The sequence below is a fragment of the Bowmanella dokdonensis genome, assembly GCF_017254865.1.
Taxonomy (GTDB): Bacteria; Pseudomonadota; Gammaproteobacteria; order Enterobacterales; family Alteromonadaceae; genus Bowmanella; species Bowmanella dokdonensis.
Genome location: NZ_JAFKCV010000010.1, coordinates 1 through 15,355 on the forward strand (window position 1 = coordinate 1; position 15,355 = coordinate 15,355).

A 15,355-nucleotide genomic window follows, 5' to 3' on the forward strand; every position below is an offset into this window, starting at 1 on the left:
CCCCATGTGAGAGTAGCACACCGCCAGGCTCCCAATTCGTAAGAAACAGCCAAGCCCACTTAACAGTGGGCTTAGTTGTTTCTGCGGCCTGGAAAACAGGCCATGCTGGTCCCAGACCGGCACACCAAACCCATCACCTGTTGATAGTCCTGTGCTCCAGCTGCTGGCTGCTCTGTGTCACACATCCTTGTGAGTGTCTCCAGGTCGGCCATCCGGGCCTCCCGTAAATCACTGACGGGGATACTTAATCCCCGTCCGGGCGTGATTTACCCCCATGTGACAACTTGGCCGGGAGCCAAGTTGAACATCGGAGGCACGACGATGGCCCGGAGGGCGCAGGGCAGGAGGCCCGGAGTAAAGTAGGCAGGTTAATGCTCCTGCATAACCTGCACTTCCGCCATCCATGGCGGCCGCAAAAAGCAATGGCTCCTGCATTGCCTTGGTGCTGACCATGTGGGGAGTTGTCAGGTTCCGGATTAATACTAGCCTCTGACAGGCAACGGTAGGTTTTTGATTTTTAGCTTTCTGTGATAAAGAAGTGATAGTTTTGTGAGTGCTGCGTGAACTTCGCCATTTATACCTCTAATGCAACCATCACAAGAGGAACGACAATGAACAAGCTCGCGTTATTACCGATCTCAATTCTGAGCCTCTCGCTGGGCGCCGTTGGCGCTTGCGCTCAGGGAAGAGGCAACGATAAGCCCCTTGGTACCATCTATGTCACCAGTCAGGGCTTATACTACGATACCTTCAAAACCACTGACTTACCTCCCCGCGGAAGGTTTCAGCAACTTTACCCAGACACGCCAATGGGGCCTTCAACCGATTTCGGTCCGGGAGATTCGGGTTATGTCGGAGGGCGTTGGTGGGTCGATACAAATAATGATGCGGTTATGGATGAGTTAGATACGTATTTCTCCTGTCCACTCCTTGGGCCGGGCCGGGAAACACCTTAATTTGGGGATAGGGTTACCACCGTTCAGTTGGCAACCCGTGACCATCAAATGCGGTCATTGCATCTCCAGGGGGTGGATTTGGCGGTGTCGATAATCCTCACATTGTCGTAGTCAAGGCTGGCAAGCGCTGGTTTGATACTTTGCTCAAAAGCTTTCGCTTTGTCACTTATAGCATCGCCCTGAGCTTCCAGTGCTGCGAAATCTTTTTTGTGGGAGCTGACTAACGCACTAAGCTTGGCCGCCGCCTGTTTCTGCTCTTCCAGATAATCTTTGTTTATCGTGAGAGTCTGTTCCGATTCTTCAAAAGCCAATCCGGAGAGTCGTTTCAGTTCTTCACTATACAGGTCGAGTTCTGCCTGGATTGCATCAATCGGCGCCTCTAGACGAGCCATTTTTTTCTCTTCCAGCAGCAAAGCCGAGTAGGCGTCATTTTGCACAGCTGTCATTGTTGCCTGGTGAATTATCTTGCAATCTTTGTAGACCAGGATCTTCCGTTTATGATCAGCATCCTGACTCGCACTGCCAATAGCAGAGCAGGCCAGCGTGGTTGAGATAGCGACAAACACGGCAATGTTGAACTTTTTCATTAGGTAACCTTTTGCGATTCAGTTACCCCTATAGTCGAAAATTCAGCAGAAAAAGTTTAATTATTGGCGATATTTATTTGCGCTTAGTGAGACTCAGAGGAAGGTCGATCACTGACTCGCTGATATGCTCTTAAGCCAAAGGCGGGCAAGATGGCCAGGAAATGGTCAAAGATGTCCGACTGGATCCCTTCGTAATTTACCCAGGCTTTATCGGCGCTAAAACAATAGATCTCAAGGGGGACGCCGAACTCGGTGGGCGCAAGCTGTCTGACCATCAGGGTCATGTCTTGATTGATCTTGGCATGATTTTGCAAGTAGCGCAGCATATAAGCCCTGAAGGTGCCAATATTGGTCAATCGTCTGGCGTTGAGCAGATCCTGATCGGTAATATGGTTCTCCTGGTTATACTTGGCCAACTCCTGTTTCTTCTCCGTCAGGTAGCTCCTGATAAAACGAATCTTCTCCCACTTGTCCAGCATCTCCTGATCGGCAAAGCGGATAGACTGAATATCGATATTTATGGAGCGTTTTATCCGCCGCCCTCCTGACTCCTGCATACCACGCCAGTTCTTTACTGAGTCACCAATCAGGGCGTAAGTAGGGACAGTGGAAATAGTGTTGTCCCAGTTCTGGACTTTGACTGTGGTCAGTCCGAGTTCGAGGACGGTACCGTCAGCGCCGTATTTGGGCAACTCAATCCAGTCACCATTGTTGACCATTCGGTTGGCCGCAATCTGCACGCCGGCGACAAAACCCAGAATTGTATCCTTAAAAACCAGCAGCAGAATGGCCGCCGCCGCGCCGAGTCCGGACATGATAAGAACGGGGGATTTACCCAGCAGATTGGAAACAATCAGGATAATGGCGATGATGGCAAGCGACAGTTTGCCTACCTGAATAAAACCTGTGATGGGGACTCGTCTCGCCAATAATGAGGAATTGTATACATCCTCTATGGTATTGAGTACCGCACTGACGATAAATACGCTGGTCAGAAGGATGTAAACGAAAGCCAGCTTCTGAATAAAAGCAAGCAGGGCGGGAGTATGGGCAAAAAGCAAGGAAGCGCTTGTATACAAGATCACGCCCGGGACCAGATGAGCTAAGCGCTTGAAAAAGTTATGTTTCTGTAACTCATCATCCCAGGTGGCTCTCGTTGCAAGTATGAGGCGAGTCAGTCTGCCGCTGAAGAGTCGCCGGGTTATCTTAAAAGACAACCAACAAAACCCCAGTAGTATCAGGAAAGAAGACGCCGCAAAGATAGGAGAGGTTATATCGATATCCAGTCCCCAGTACTTGATACTGTCCAAAATCAGTTGGCTGAGTTCAGTACGTTTTTGCATGCTATCTTGTTTCCAGTAACTGTTTGATTAGACTGTCTTTCTGTTGCCAAAGACTATTCAACCAGGATTGAAAGTTGTCCCGGAACCTCGCATCGCCCTGGTAGTCACCGATTAGCTCCTGTGCGACTGGCAGGCATCTTGCTCTCAACACGACACAGGTGAGTCTGCCGCTCAGCATATCCAGCATGATATGTTGGCGGTTGTCTGGGTAGAGTATGGTTACATCCAATATGCCGTCGAACAGATTGCCCATTGTGGCCAATGTGAAAGCCACACCTCCCGCTTTGGGATGGAGTAGGTAGGCATAGGGGCTTTTACGGGTCTGGTGTTTTTCAGTGGTATATCTCGTGCCTTCAACAAAATTTATCACAGTCGTAGGCAACAGCCGGAACTTTTGGCAGGACTTGCGTGTTGACTCAATATCCTTACCTTGCAAATGAGGGTTTCTCGCCAGGAATTCCGCACTGTAGCGACGCATAAAGGGCATGTCCAGTGCCCAGGCTCCCAGACCGACAAAAGGCATCCACAACAGTTCCCGTTTGATAAAGAACTTGGTGGCAGGAACCCGGCCTTTGGCAAAATGCATCAGCAGGATGATATCCAGCCAGCTAAGGTGGTTCGACATCATCAGATACCAGCGATTTGTCTTTAATTCGCCCTCAATGGCATAGTCCCATTCGACCCGATTAAAAAGGTTGATCAGCGAGACACTGCTAAGGGCGAAGCCGCTCATGCCGGTATTTAACAGGACATTCAGTGCTTTGGTGACTGGTTGTAGGGGGACCAGGAGTTTAATAAGGCCCAGTCCTATGATGAGGGTGCCCCAAAATGCCAGATTGATAATTTGCAGACCGAGGTGGAGCGGGAAAATTAGAACCGCACAAATAAAGCTCAACATCTACTGCCTGCCTACATGTAACTGATTAAGCAATTTGTCTTTGGCTGTCCAGCGCTGATTCAACCAAAGCTGGAAGCGCAACCGCTGCTCGGCGTCCTCAAAGTAATTGCCAGGAAGTATTGAGTCCAGGGACATTATCTGCACCCTCACCTGAATGTCCTTTACCTTACCACAGACGAAATCCCAAAAGGTTGGAATTCCGTCAGGATAATGGATGGTTACATCCAGCAGTTTGTGTAACTTATCGCCCATGGCGCTCACTACGAATGCGATCCCCCCCGCACGCGGCTTCAGCAGATGGGAAAACTGACTCTGTTGGGTAATCTGTTTGGCTCTGGTCAGGCGGGTCCCTTCCACAAAGTTCATAATGCTGACCGGCTTGTAGCGAAATTTTTCACAAGCCTTGCGGGTCGTTTCCAAATCCTTGCCTTTAAGATGGGGGTGTTTCTCGAGAAAGGGCTTCTTATAGCGACGCATAAAGGGAAAATCCAATGCCCACCAGGCAAGGCCCAGAACGGGTACCCAAATCAGCTCTTTTTTGAGGAAAAACTTCAAAAAAGGGATTCTTCCACTAAATATGCGTTGAAGTACCAGAATATCCACCCAGGATTGGTGGTTGGCGATAACCAGATACCAGTCTTTGGGTGACAGGCCTGGCATTCCCCGGATATCCCAGCGGACATTGGCAGTCAGGTCCTGGTTCAGGCTGTTGATCCTGACCCAGGCAGCTGCACAGCTATCCAGTAGATAGGTGACAAAAGTCCGCCACCGGGGAGTCGGCCAGAGTTTCAGGACGGAAAGTAGAATAATCGGCACAAACCAGAACAACGTATTGACTGCATATCCTGTTATCGACCCTAGGCCTGTGAAAAATCGCCACATTTGATATTGCCTTTAACCGAATTAGCGACGTATTTTATGCGCTGGTCCTGCAATTACAAAATTTATCCGGGTAGATGGTCATGAGTGACGGTGCAATACAGAACCTGCCTACCTTTGAGTGGCGGCGGGGGGTGATCAAAGTTGGCAGTGCGCTGATAGCACCCAATGGAGAGGGATGTAGAACAGAGCATCTGCTGGCATTGGCCCAGTTTATCAATGCCAGCCGGCGCCAGGGTAAGGAATTGCTGCTGGTATCTTCCGGTGCTGTAGCCGCAGGGCGTAATGCGTTTCCCCCTATAGGTAAGGTAACCCTGGCAGAAAAACAGGCTATGGCTGCAGTAGGACAGACTCGTATGATGGCAAATTGGGCCAGGCTATTTGACTTTCCTACCGCACAGATTCTGATGACCCATGGGGATATCCGGGACAGGGACAGATACCTGAATATCAAGGCCACTATCCGGGAACTGCTTAGCCATGGGATCCTGCCCATTATCAACGAGAATGATTCAGTGGCCACTGAGGAACTGAAGTTTGGAGACAACGATAATCTCGGCGCGTTGGTGGCCTTGGTGGCAGATGCAGACACTTTATTTGTGTGTACAGATGTGGACGGCTTGTACGATGCCGACCCACGACAAAACCCCGGCGCGAAGCTGCTAAAGCGGGTGGAGAAAGTGGACCAGCAGATCATGCAGCTGGCTGGCGGCAGGGGATCTGCAGTGGGCACAGGAGGCATGCTGACCAAACTGCAGGCGGCACAAAAGGCCGGGGCAAACGGCATTCAGACCCTGATCCTTAACGGCTACAAGACCGAGAGTTTTGAATCCTTGGCAAGGGGGCACGTGCCCGGTACCTTGTTTGAGCCGGGACTGTCACTTAGCAATGCCAAGAAGCAGTGGCTGCGCCACAGTCTCAAGGCTAAAGGAAAAGTGACGGTTGACGATGGCGCTCGTCAGGCGTTACTGCAAAGAGGCGCTTCCTTGTTACCTGTAGGAGTTAAGGCCGTATCCGGTGACTTTGCAGCAGGGGATGCCATTGAGATTTGGCATGCCAGCGATCTGCTCGCCATTGGTCTGAGTAGTTACAACGCCCAGGACCTGAATAAAGTCAGTGGCCTGAAAAGCACACAAATCGAAGCGGCGCTCGGCTATGCCGGCCATGAGGCCGCCGTGCACCGTGACGACTTGGTTCTGATTTAAAGCAGTGACCAGAGTTTATAGCTGCTGAGTCCCAGTAGAAACAGGATGATGAGGGCTGCCAGAAGGTTCGATTTGAAGCCGTTCCGGTACTCCCTCAACAAGGCTTTTTTGTTCATGAGCCACAACAGATAGATGGCAGTGATGGGGAGCAATACGCCATTGGTGGCCTGGGCAAATAATATGACAGCCACCGGGCTCATCTGAGTGCTGGCCCCCAGCGCGCCACACAGCAGAATGCTTGCCCAGACTCCTCTGAAGCGTTTTGCATTGAGGTCCGTCGACCAGCCCAATATGCCGCAGACCGCATAGGCGCCGGCCAGTGGCGCTGTAATGGCACTGGTTAAACCCGCGGCAAACAACCCAACCGCAAAGAAGTATTGAGCAAGGCTACCCAGCAGGGGTTCCAGCTGTCTGGCCATATTGCCCGCATTCATACCTGAACCGCCCTCAAGCTGCTGGCCAAAAAATGCGGCGCTGGCGGTAGAGACAATTGCCAGTGTAATCAGCCCGCCAAGACTGATAGCCAGTCCAGAGTCACACTGTATTTTCCTCAGTTCATTTTTCTCCAGACGCTGTTTTTGCCTGGCGACCAGGCTTGAGTGCAGGAAGAGGTTATAGGGGACAATGGTCGTTCCCACCAGCGCCAGGGTCGTTGTCAGCCCGCCAGCCGGGATGGAAGGTAGTAGCAAGCCTTCGAACAACGCAGGAATATCAGGGCGGGACATCACCATGGTCGTGATAAAGACCAGACTCATCAGCAGTACCAATCCGATCAGAGTGTGCTCCAGCAGGGCATAGCGGCCGCTGAAAAGCAGCGCCCCTGCGACAGCAGCCAAAAGCAGACTCCACCCTTGCAACTGTCCCCCAAGCAGACTCTGGATACCCAATGCGGCGCCGGTCAGGTTGCCCGCCTCATAGGCTGCACTGCCAATTCCGATGGCACTGACCACCAGAACTGATGCCAGCCACCGAGCCCAGGGAGTTGACAGGTTTTCCCTCAGCGATTCAGCCAATCCCATGCCGGTAACAAGGCCTAGCCTGGCGGCCATGCCCTGCAATACCAGTGTAGCTGTGATGGAAAATACCAGTACCCAGAGCAGACTGAAGCCGAAGTTGGCACCAGCCATACTGGCGGTAGTGATGGTACCTGGGCCGATAAAAGCCGCAGTAACCAGGAAGCCTGGACCAAATCGCATGAAACTGCCTGTTTATTGTTGTTTTTCAGGCAGTCAGCATATCAACTGAAGGAGGAGGCTGCACTAAGGAAGCTGGCCTGGAACCCAATTCAGAACAAAGAGTCCCCCATTTTCAGAGGCTTCTTCTTCAGCATAATGGGTCGGCGCTCCGTACGACCATGATGTCGGAAATATTTAGTGTTCTTCCCCTTGTCACGGGAAAGAGAGTATACCAAGAGTACGACTAATACGGCGAAGAGTGTGGTTAGCACTAGCATATTAAAATCCTTTATAAGCTTGATGCTGTTGTCGAGTGTTACCGCATTATTCTATCAATGCGGTTTTTTTCAGGTGTGAAAGTATAGTGAATTTTTTGCTACCCGTTAGACTATTTTCACTAAACCCTGGAGCGCAAATTTTACAGTTAAGACGACCAGGGGTGCAAGCGAAGACGAAGTTCATTGGGTGTGCAGCCTGTCCAGCGCTTGAAAGCCCGGCGAAAGTTGGTGGTGTCGGTAAAATGCAACTGACTGGCGATTTGCTCATTATTGCATTTTTTCACCCCCAGCAGATACAAAGCCTGTTGCCGGCCCACTTCATCCTGAAGTTGCTGGAAGCAAAAACCATGTTGTTTCAGGTGACGCTTGAAAGTGGCCGGACTGACCTCGAAACGGACCGCCAGGTTCTGAAGAGGCAGATTTCTGCTCCGGGCAATCTGTTGACGCACCGTCTCAATGAAACCCCGCTTCAGTTCCCCCCTTTGCATTCTGGCCTGATGAAAGGCATGCCGGACCAGTATCTGACTCGGATGGAGGAACGGTGTCTGCAGATGGACCAGGTCAAAGCCGATACTGAGCTGGGGCTGAGAAAACCGGCAGCGAAAGCCCAGGTTTTCCTCATACTCCTGAATATGCCTGGGTCGTGGATAAGGAAAATCGAATTGAAAAGGTATACGCTTGCCGGTGACCAGCCTGACGGCTGAAACCAGCGCAGTAAAGTAAGCCTCAATAACAAACTGGAACTGTTCGCCGCACCCTATGGCGTCAGAGGGAAGAATATAACAGCGGCCGGCATGCTGATGGTAACGCCCGTGAACAAAGGGACAAATTTGCATACGAAACAGGTCCAACAGCCGCAGAGCCTGTTCCAGATCCCGGCTGTGCAGAAATAGATTGGCCGCGGCTCCCAGGCTGCCGGGAAAAAGCCGTCTGCCCAGTTGGAAAGCCGTATCATGGCCGGGCACGAGTTTACGTATGTTGGCGATAAGCTTAAGGACCTGCGCCACGCTCAGCCGGGTGCCATTATCCCTGATATCCTCAATGAAGATTCCGGTACCCCGTAATAACCTGTTTCTGTCTACTCCCCGGCGCACTGCCAGATCCAATAAAGGCAAGGTCAGTTGCAGGGGGGGCAGAAACTTGTCATCCAGGCTGGCGTATTGCATCAACTCAGCCTTGTCCCTGCCTGGCCAGATCCAGTCGCTGGTTCACCCTGCCCAGCAAGTCTTCGACCCGGTCATCATCTCGTACCGACTCCACAGCGAAACTCAGGGTGTGATATACCGCCTCCCCCGACTCTTTTACCTTGAATGCCAGATGCCTGATAGCGGTGCAAATCTGTTCGGCCAGCGTGCGGGCAGTGGCAGGCAGGGTGTCGGGTAGCATCAGGATGAATCTGTCACCAGCGTAGCGACAGGCAAGATCCGTCTGACGGATATTCATCAGGATCAGCTCTGAGATTTCTCTCAGCAGCCGGTCACCTTCTGCATCACCATAACGGCGATTGAAGTGGTCAAAATCGTCTATATCCAGCATGACCACCGCCAGCCTGGCCGAGTTCGGGTCAGTCAGTTTATTGCTCAACTGCACGCGCATATAGTCGGCACTGTATAGCCGGGTTACCCAGTCCACCTGCAAATGTTCGCGATAGCGGGCTTCCCTTCGCCTGAGTTGTGCATTCAGGGTCAGTTGCTCCTGATGCCACTGATAAAGGGCCCAGGTCATCATGATCATGCCAATAGGGGCGGGGATTGACTCAATCAGACTCAGCCAGTTGGCTTGCGGATAACGCATAAACTCGTCCAACAGGTCGAGCAAAGCGGAGAACATAAAAAAGCTCAGCCCCGATACCAGCAAACTGGTGACCCGTCCCGGAGGCCGACTGACCAGCAGGAAGAAAATCCACACTAAGGTTAGAAGTGCGATACCTCCTTCACCAGACACGTCCAGCCAGGAGATCTCCTGCCAGGACTTGGCATTCCCCAGTGCCAGACTCAGAAAAAGGGCGGTAGTCATGACCAGCAGTACCATCATCACCAGCCGGGCATTTAGAGGGAGCAGGGAATAGTTCATGCAGTTTTCCGGTTGAACACTCAGCGCGATGCTACTCAATCTTCGTTATTGCGAGCAGGGTCATTTTGGCTCAGCAATATGACAAAACAGTGATCTCAGTATCAGTTGTCCTGCCCCCCAGCCCGTTTTTTCCCGCCAGTACTGTGATGGGAGACAGGTCACTCGGGCTCATCCTTGTATTGGAAGAGCGCCCTTTGCAGGGAGAAACGGCTCACTGCTGCTAAAAACAAGCCCTAATGTCATAAAATCGTCATTGGTGTTCTCTAGCTTGCCGGCAAAACACAACCACGCACAGTAGAGGCACACCGATGAAATTCCATAAAACCCGTTTGACCCTGGCCTGTCTTAGCGCTTTGCTGACGGGTCAGGCCGTTGCTGATGAAGGTGCATTGCAAGGGAGGCTGACCGACAAGCAGCAAAAAGCCTACTTTGAAGGTGCCAGCGTCAGAATCAAGGAACTCAACCTGAGCACTGTCACGCGCCGTGACGGGTCTTTTCGTTTCAATACTTTGCCTGCTGGCTCATACACCCTGGAGATCCGTTATCTGGGGGCTGACAAGATTGTGCGGCAGATCCAGATCAAAGAGGGGGAAACCCTTGAGCAGCGAATAGTGCTGGAATCGGAAGGTCAGGACCTGGAGTATCTGATTGTTTACGGCCAGCGCGCCGGCCAGGCCGGGGCACTGAATATGCAACGCACCGCAGACAACCTCAAGTCCGTCGTCTCCGCCGATGCCATCGGCCAGTTTCCAGACCAGAACGCCGCAGAAGCACTGCAGCGCCTGCCGGGATTGTCCATTGAGCGGGATCAGGGAGAGGGACGTTTTGTCGGTATCCGTGGTATCGACCCCAACCTCAACAATGTCACCATCAACGGCATGAATATCCCCTCTCCGGAGGCGGGAGTGCGTTCTGTGGCCCTGGATGTGATTCCTGCTGAGTTGATCGAAGGCCTGGAAGTGACCAAGGCGGTGACGCCGGATATGGATGCCGATGCCATCGGGGGAACGGTGGAAGTTAAAAGTCTGAGTGCATTTGACCGCGGTGGACGAAGCGCCAGCCTGACGGTTCAGGCCAGCCACAATGAGCTGCGCAGCAAGACCAGTCCCAAGCTGTCCGGCAGTTTCACAGAATTGCTGGATATGGGAGATAAAGAGGACGTGTTTGGCGTGGCGCTGGCTGTCTCCTGGTTTGATCGGGAATTCGGCTCTGACAATATCGAAAGCAACGGCGACGACGAAATCGAGCAACGCTACTACGGCGTCGCCCGTGAACGTATTGGCGCGGCGGTCAACCTGGACTACCGGCCGGATTTCGACAACCAGTATTATCTGCGAACCCTCTACAGCCGCTTCTCCGACGACGAATACCGTCAGGCCAATACTTTTGTATTTGATGATGAAGAATCCGAAATTGAGCGCGGTACTAAAGACAGATATGAAGTTCAGGAAATTCTGTCTTTGAGTGCCGGTGGTGAGCATCAACTGGACAGTTGGCATATGGGCTATCAACTTGGCTACGCACAGTCCTCAGAGGACGAACCGGATGCCCTTTATTACAGCTTTATCGGTGAGGGCTTCGATATTTCTTCCGATTTTGCCGGCCCGATCCCAACCATCACCCAGGATACGGCCGCCATGGATCTGGCTAACTATGAGGTGGATGAGGTCGCATTTGAAGACAATTTGTCAGAGGATGAGGAAATCAGCTTCAAGCTGGATATCAGCCGTGATATCAAACTGGTGGGTCACTCTGCCCAGCTCAAGTTCGGCGGTAAATACCGTACCCGGGAGAAAACCACCGATGCCAATATTTTTATCTACGACGGTGACTTTGACGAGCTGAGCCCAGGCCAATTCACCGCCAGCAGCCCTGATTGGGGCTTGGGCAACTTCGGCCCGGGAGCAGACCGTGGTGGACTAAGACAACACTTCAACCTCAATCGCAGCAATCTGGAGCTGGCAGTGCTGGATTCGGAACTGGAATCCAACGGGGCATCATATCGTAGTGAGGAAGATATCTTTGCCGCCTATCTGATGGGTAAGGTCGATATCGACAGTCTGCGTATCGTCGCCGGCTACAGGTACGAAAGCACGGACTTTTCCACGGCCGGTCAGCGGGTAGAGCTGGTGGAAGATGAACAGAATGACGTGGAAGAGGTAATCAATGCACCCTGGACCAGTGAAAAAGACTACAGTCACTTGCTGCCCAGTTTGAACCTGCGTTACGAATTCAGCGAAAAACTGATTGGTCGTTTTGCCTATACCCAGACCATCGCCCGTCCCAAATTTGAAGATTCTGCAGCTTTTCAGATTATCGAAAGCAGCACCGAAGAAAACGACGATGGCGAATTTGAAACGGAACGGGAAGCCGAGGTAGGGAACCCGGAGCTTGAGCCGTTCGAATCAGACAATATCGATGTTGCCATCGAGTACTATCCCGGCAGCATCGGGGTATTGTCGGCCGGCTATTTCCACAAAAGTATCGATAACTTCGTGATACTGGCAGATGTGTCTGAGCTGGATGCCTGGAAGGGTTTTGACGAGGTAATCCAGCCCATCAACGGTGAGCGGGCTAAGGTACAGGGCGTTGAGTTGTCTTGGGTGAAGAGCTTCGACAATGGTTTGTTGATTGCGGCGAACGCGACCTTATCGGATTCCGAGGCGGTGACCTTTTTGGACGGCGAACGTTTTGAAACCAGCCTGCCGAATCAGTCTGACAAAGTGGGAAACCTGACCCTCGGCTATGAGGATCATGCCTGGAGTCTGCGTCTGACCCTGAGTCACAAGAGTGAAAACCTCGAGGAAATCGATGGTGACATGCTGCGCATGGAAGACAGCCATCAGCAACTGGATTTCAGCGGCAAGTACTATATCAATCAGCAGATGCATCTGTATTTCAATGCCATCAACCTGAATGATGAGCCTTATTATCACTACTTTGACAGCCGCACAGTCAATGCGCAGTACGAAGAGTATGGTCGTACCTTTGAACTGGGATTCAGTTGGACCCTGTAAGCCGGGAGAGTCACATCAGTGCGGGAGCTTTGACCCCGCATGGAGTCTGAAGATGTACAAAAAACTACTACTGTTGTGCGGCCTGCTGCTCACCCTGTTGGGTCACGCCGCGCCCACTTATGATGAGAGACTGTATGCCAGTCAGCAGATACAGGGACTGAAGGTCAATGAAAAGGCCTTGCACTTCCTGGTGCTGGGGGATTGGGGGCGCAACGGTCACTACCGGCAACAAGACGTGGCCCACTGGATGGAAATCGCCATGCATCAGTTGGATGGGGAGCTTATCGTCACCACGGGCGATAACTTTTATCCGGATGGCGTGGCCAGTGTAAAGGATCCCTATTGGAGCAGTTCCTATGAGAACATTTATCAGGGACCTAATCTGTTCCGACCCTGGTACGTTACCCTGGGTAACCATGACTATCGCGGCAATGTACAGGCGCAAATCGATTACAGTCAGATCAGCCAGCGGTGGAACCTTCCGGCCCGCTACTACAGTCGCACTTTTGCGTTGCCCGACTCCGAAGAGGAAGTCCTGATCCTCTTTATCGATACCAACCCACTGGAGCCCCAGTACCAGAACCGGGAAAAATATCTGGCGACCCAGTCAGAAAATGCCAGGATTCAAATGGTTTGGATAGAGACCCAGCTTGCGGGTTCCAATGCCCGCTGGAAGCTGGTGGTGGGCCATCATCCCCTGTACAGCAGTGGCAAGCGATACGGCACCACCGACGGTATCCGCCAGGTGCTGGAGCCGATGCTTGAGCGACACCAGGTCGATGCCTATATCGCCGGTCATGAACATGACCTGCAGCACAACCAACCAGAAGGCAAGCAGGTTGCCCATCTGGTCTCAGGAGGTGGCTCGTCCCTCAGGCCGGTAGCAGAACGGGAGTTTACCCGCTTCGCCAAAGGCACTGCTGGATTTATGGCGCTGTCTGTCAGCCCCGCCCGGATATTGGTACAGATGATCGACGCCGAGGGCCAGTTGCTGTACTTCACGTCCCTGACCAAGGAATCAATAAAGCAATGAAAAGACAGTTATTTTTTATCAGCCTACTGGCCCTGCTGCCGCCCATAATCGCATTGGCAGCCTCTTCCGGCTTAACGGTGCAGAGGCTTTATCAGGCAAAGAACCTGCAAGGGCAGCAAATCCAACCCATCGAGAGACAAAATGGTCGGTTCCTGATTATTAGCAGCGAGTCACAGGGGCTGATGCTGCTGGACGATAACAACCAGGTGCTGAGCCGGGTAGCGGGTAACTTCGAGACCTTAAGCTGGCTGCCTGATCTGCAGTTTGACGGAAAGTCGATGGATCTGCTTGCTGCCATTGAGAACGAAACAGGGGAAGTACGACTGATGACACTGGACTGGCAGGGCCCGTTACTAAAACCGCTGAACAGTCTGACCTACCCTGAGGCACAGCTTGAGACCCTTTGCCTGTGTCGCCATCCGCAGACAGGCCATGTATCGCTATTCAGTCTGGATGTGCTGGGTATGGCCCAGGAACGCCTTGTCTTTGATGGCGAGAATCAGCAATGGGTTGATTTGCTGGTCCGCAGCTTTCCTGGTGTGGTCAATGCCAAAGACTGTGTGGTGGATGCGGCAAGTGGCAGCCTGTATGTGGCAGAAGAGTCCATCGGGGTGTGGCGGTATCCGGCAGATATGGAGCAGGACGCCACCAGAGAGCCAGTGGCCATGGTGGTGCCTTTTGGTGAGCTGGCAGCGGAGATTACCGATCTGGCACTGCTGGACGATGGCACGCTGCTGATCACCAGCTCTCAGGCAAAGAGCCTGACTTTGTATCGCCGGGACGGCCAAAGCCGCACTGTTAAACTGCAGGGGCTGGATGAGCCGGAAGCTATAACCGGCCTTATTAAGGCTAATGGGCTGGATCTGTATCTGTATGATGAAAGCCTGGATGGTTATTACTTTGCCAGGATGACTGACTTTAAGGCCGACATTGCCACTGTCAGCCAAACCATTGCTGTGGTGCCTGCCAGTGGGCAGACTGATCCTGTGGCCAGATTTGGCGATGCCGCTGACGATCCTGCCATTTGGTTGAATCGCCAGCAAGCTGACAGAAGCCTTATTCTGGGCACCGACAAACGGGCGGGCCTGATGGTCTATGAGTTAAATGGCAAGCTGGTCCAGCAACTGCCGGTGGGCAGACTGAATAACGTGGATTTACGTTACGGCCTGATGCTGAACGGTCAGACAATGGATGTGGCTGCGGCCAGCAACCGTACCCAAAACAGTATCAGCCTGTTTGGGATTGAACCCAGCTCTGGCTCAGTGTCCCATCTTAGCGATATTCCCACCAGTCTGGACGAGGTATACGGGCTTTGCATGTATCAGTCAGCCACCGGCACCTATGTATTTGTCAATGATACCGATGGCCGTTTCCAACAGTTCAGGGTGAAGCAAAAGCAGGGGCGGTTAGCCGGTGAGTTAGTGCGTGAATTTGCCGTTGCCAGCCAGCCTGAAGGTTGTGTGGCAGATGACAGCACAGGCGATCTCTACCTTGGCGAGGAAGGCGAGGGGATCTGGCATACCAGCGCCGAGCCTGGTGTTACGACATTGCGTCAGGTGGCCTCTGTTGGTGGGCATTTGCATGCCGATGTGGAGGGAATGGGCATTTACCGGACCCAGGATCAGGCCCTGCTCATTGTATCCAGCCAGGGGAATGACAGTTATCTGGCTTTCGATCTCAATCAGGACTTTGCCTATGCTGGCCGTTTCCGCATCGGCCTGAACCTGCAACAGGGCATTGACGGCGCATCAGAAACCGATGGCCTGGAGGTGACTTCAGCCAGTCTGGGGGGGCGCTATCCACAGGGGCTGCTGGTGGTGCAGGATGGCCGCAACCGGCTGCCACAACGCCCTCAGAACTTTAAACTGGTGGACTGGAGGCAGGTTGCGATGGTGCTGGAGTCCCAGTAAC

General features: G+C 52.6%; 12 protein-coding genes. 5 read left to right on the forward strand and 7 right to left on the reverse strand.

Annotated features, from left to right (window positions below; genetic code table 11):
• The first annotated feature begins 611 nt into the window (after window positions 1-611).
• Window positions 612-956: a hypothetical protein gene (locus J0A66_RS15690; RefSeq protein WP_206574793.1), complete on the forward strand. Its 345-nt coding sequence runs from the start codon at window positions 612-614 to the stop codon at window positions 954-956.
• Between the two features lie 44 nt (window positions 957-1,000).
• On the opposite strand, the gene J0A66_RS15695 is transcribed toward J0A66_RS15690, so the two are convergent.
• The 4 genes from J0A66_RS15695 to yihG (J0A66_RS15710) all read right to left on the reverse strand — a co-directional run bounded on the left by J0A66_RS15695 (window position 1,001) and on the right by yihG (J0A66_RS15710) (window position 4,666).
• Complete coding sequence (locus J0A66_RS15695) at window positions 1,001-1,543, reverse strand: hypothetical protein (protein ID WP_206574794.1); 543 nt, start codon at window positions 1,541-1,543, stop codon at window positions 1,001-1,003.
• A gap of 83 nt (window positions 1,544-1,626) precedes the next feature.
• Entirely contained in the window at window positions 1,627-2,886 is a 1,260-nt protein-coding gene (locus J0A66_RS15700; RefSeq protein WP_206574795.1) for a mechanosensitive ion channel family protein, read from the reverse strand.
• Between the two features lies 1 nt (window position 2,887).
• Window positions 2,888-3,784 (reverse strand): 1-acylglycerol-3-phosphate O-acyltransferase, YihG family, encoded by an 897-nt coding sequence (gene yihG, locus J0A66_RS15705; RefSeq protein WP_206574796.1) that lies wholly within the window; start codon window positions 3,782-3,784, stop codon window positions 2,888-2,890.
• On the reverse strand, window positions 3,785-4,666 hold the full coding sequence (gene yihG / locus J0A66_RS15710) for a 1-acylglycerol-3-phosphate O-acyltransferase, YihG family (protein ID WP_206574797.1): 882 nt from the start codon (window positions 4,664-4,666) through the stop codon (window positions 3,785-3,787). It abuts the gene before it with no gap.
• Window positions 4,667-4,770: 104 nt separating this feature from the next.
• Here yihG (J0A66_RS15710) and proB point away from each other — a divergent pair, with 104 nt between their 5' ends.
• A complete protein-coding gene (gene proB / locus J0A66_RS15715) occupies window positions 4,771-5,868 on the forward strand; it encodes a glutamate 5-kinase (protein WP_206574918.1) in 1,098 nt (365 codons plus the stop codon).
• On the opposite strand, the gene J0A66_RS15720 is transcribed toward proB, so the two are convergent.
• The 3 genes from J0A66_RS15720 to J0A66_RS15730 form a co-directional block, all read right to left on the reverse strand.
• The gene (locus J0A66_RS15720) at window positions 5,865-7,064 is read right to left on the reverse strand and encodes an Nramp family divalent metal transporter (protein WP_206574798.1); all 1,200 of its coding nucleotides are present in this window, start codon (window positions 7,062-7,064) and stop codon (window positions 5,865-5,867) included. The two genes, proB and J0A66_RS15720, sit on opposite strands and share 4 nt — an antisense overlap.
• Before the next feature lie 403 nt (window positions 7,065-7,467).
• Entirely contained in the window at window positions 7,468-8,487 is a 1,020-nt protein-coding gene (locus J0A66_RS15725) for an AraC family transcriptional regulator (RefSeq protein WP_206574799.1), read from the reverse strand.
• 4 nt (window positions 8,488-8,491) lie between these two features.
• Window positions 8,492-9,394: a GGDEF domain-containing protein gene (locus J0A66_RS15730; protein ID WP_206574800.1), complete on the reverse strand. Its 903-nt coding sequence runs from the start codon at window positions 9,392-9,394 to the stop codon at window positions 8,492-8,494.
• A 308-nt stretch (window positions 9,395-9,702) separates the two neighbouring features.
• Here J0A66_RS15730 and J0A66_RS15735 point away from each other — a divergent pair, with 308 nt between their 5' ends.
• The 3 genes from J0A66_RS15735 to J0A66_RS15745 are packed head-to-tail and all read left to right on the forward strand — an operon-like array spanning window position 9,703 to window position 15,354.
• A complete protein-coding gene (locus tag J0A66_RS15735) occupies window positions 9,703-12,411 on the forward strand; it encodes a TonB-dependent receptor (RefSeq protein WP_206574801.1) in 2,709 nt (902 codons plus the stop codon).
• A gap of 52 nt (window positions 12,412-12,463) precedes the next feature.
• Entirely contained in the window at window positions 12,464-13,444 is a 981-nt protein-coding gene (locus J0A66_RS15740) for a purple acid phosphatase family protein (RefSeq protein WP_206574802.1), read from the forward strand.
• The gene (locus tag J0A66_RS15745) at window positions 13,441-15,354 is read left to right on the forward strand and encodes a phytase (RefSeq protein ID WP_206574803.1); all 1,914 of its coding nucleotides are present in this window, start codon (window positions 13,441-13,443) and stop codon (window positions 15,352-15,354) included. Before J0A66_RS15740 ends, J0A66_RS15745 begins: the two co-directional genes overlap by 4 nt.
• Window position 15,355 lies beyond the last annotated feature (1 nt).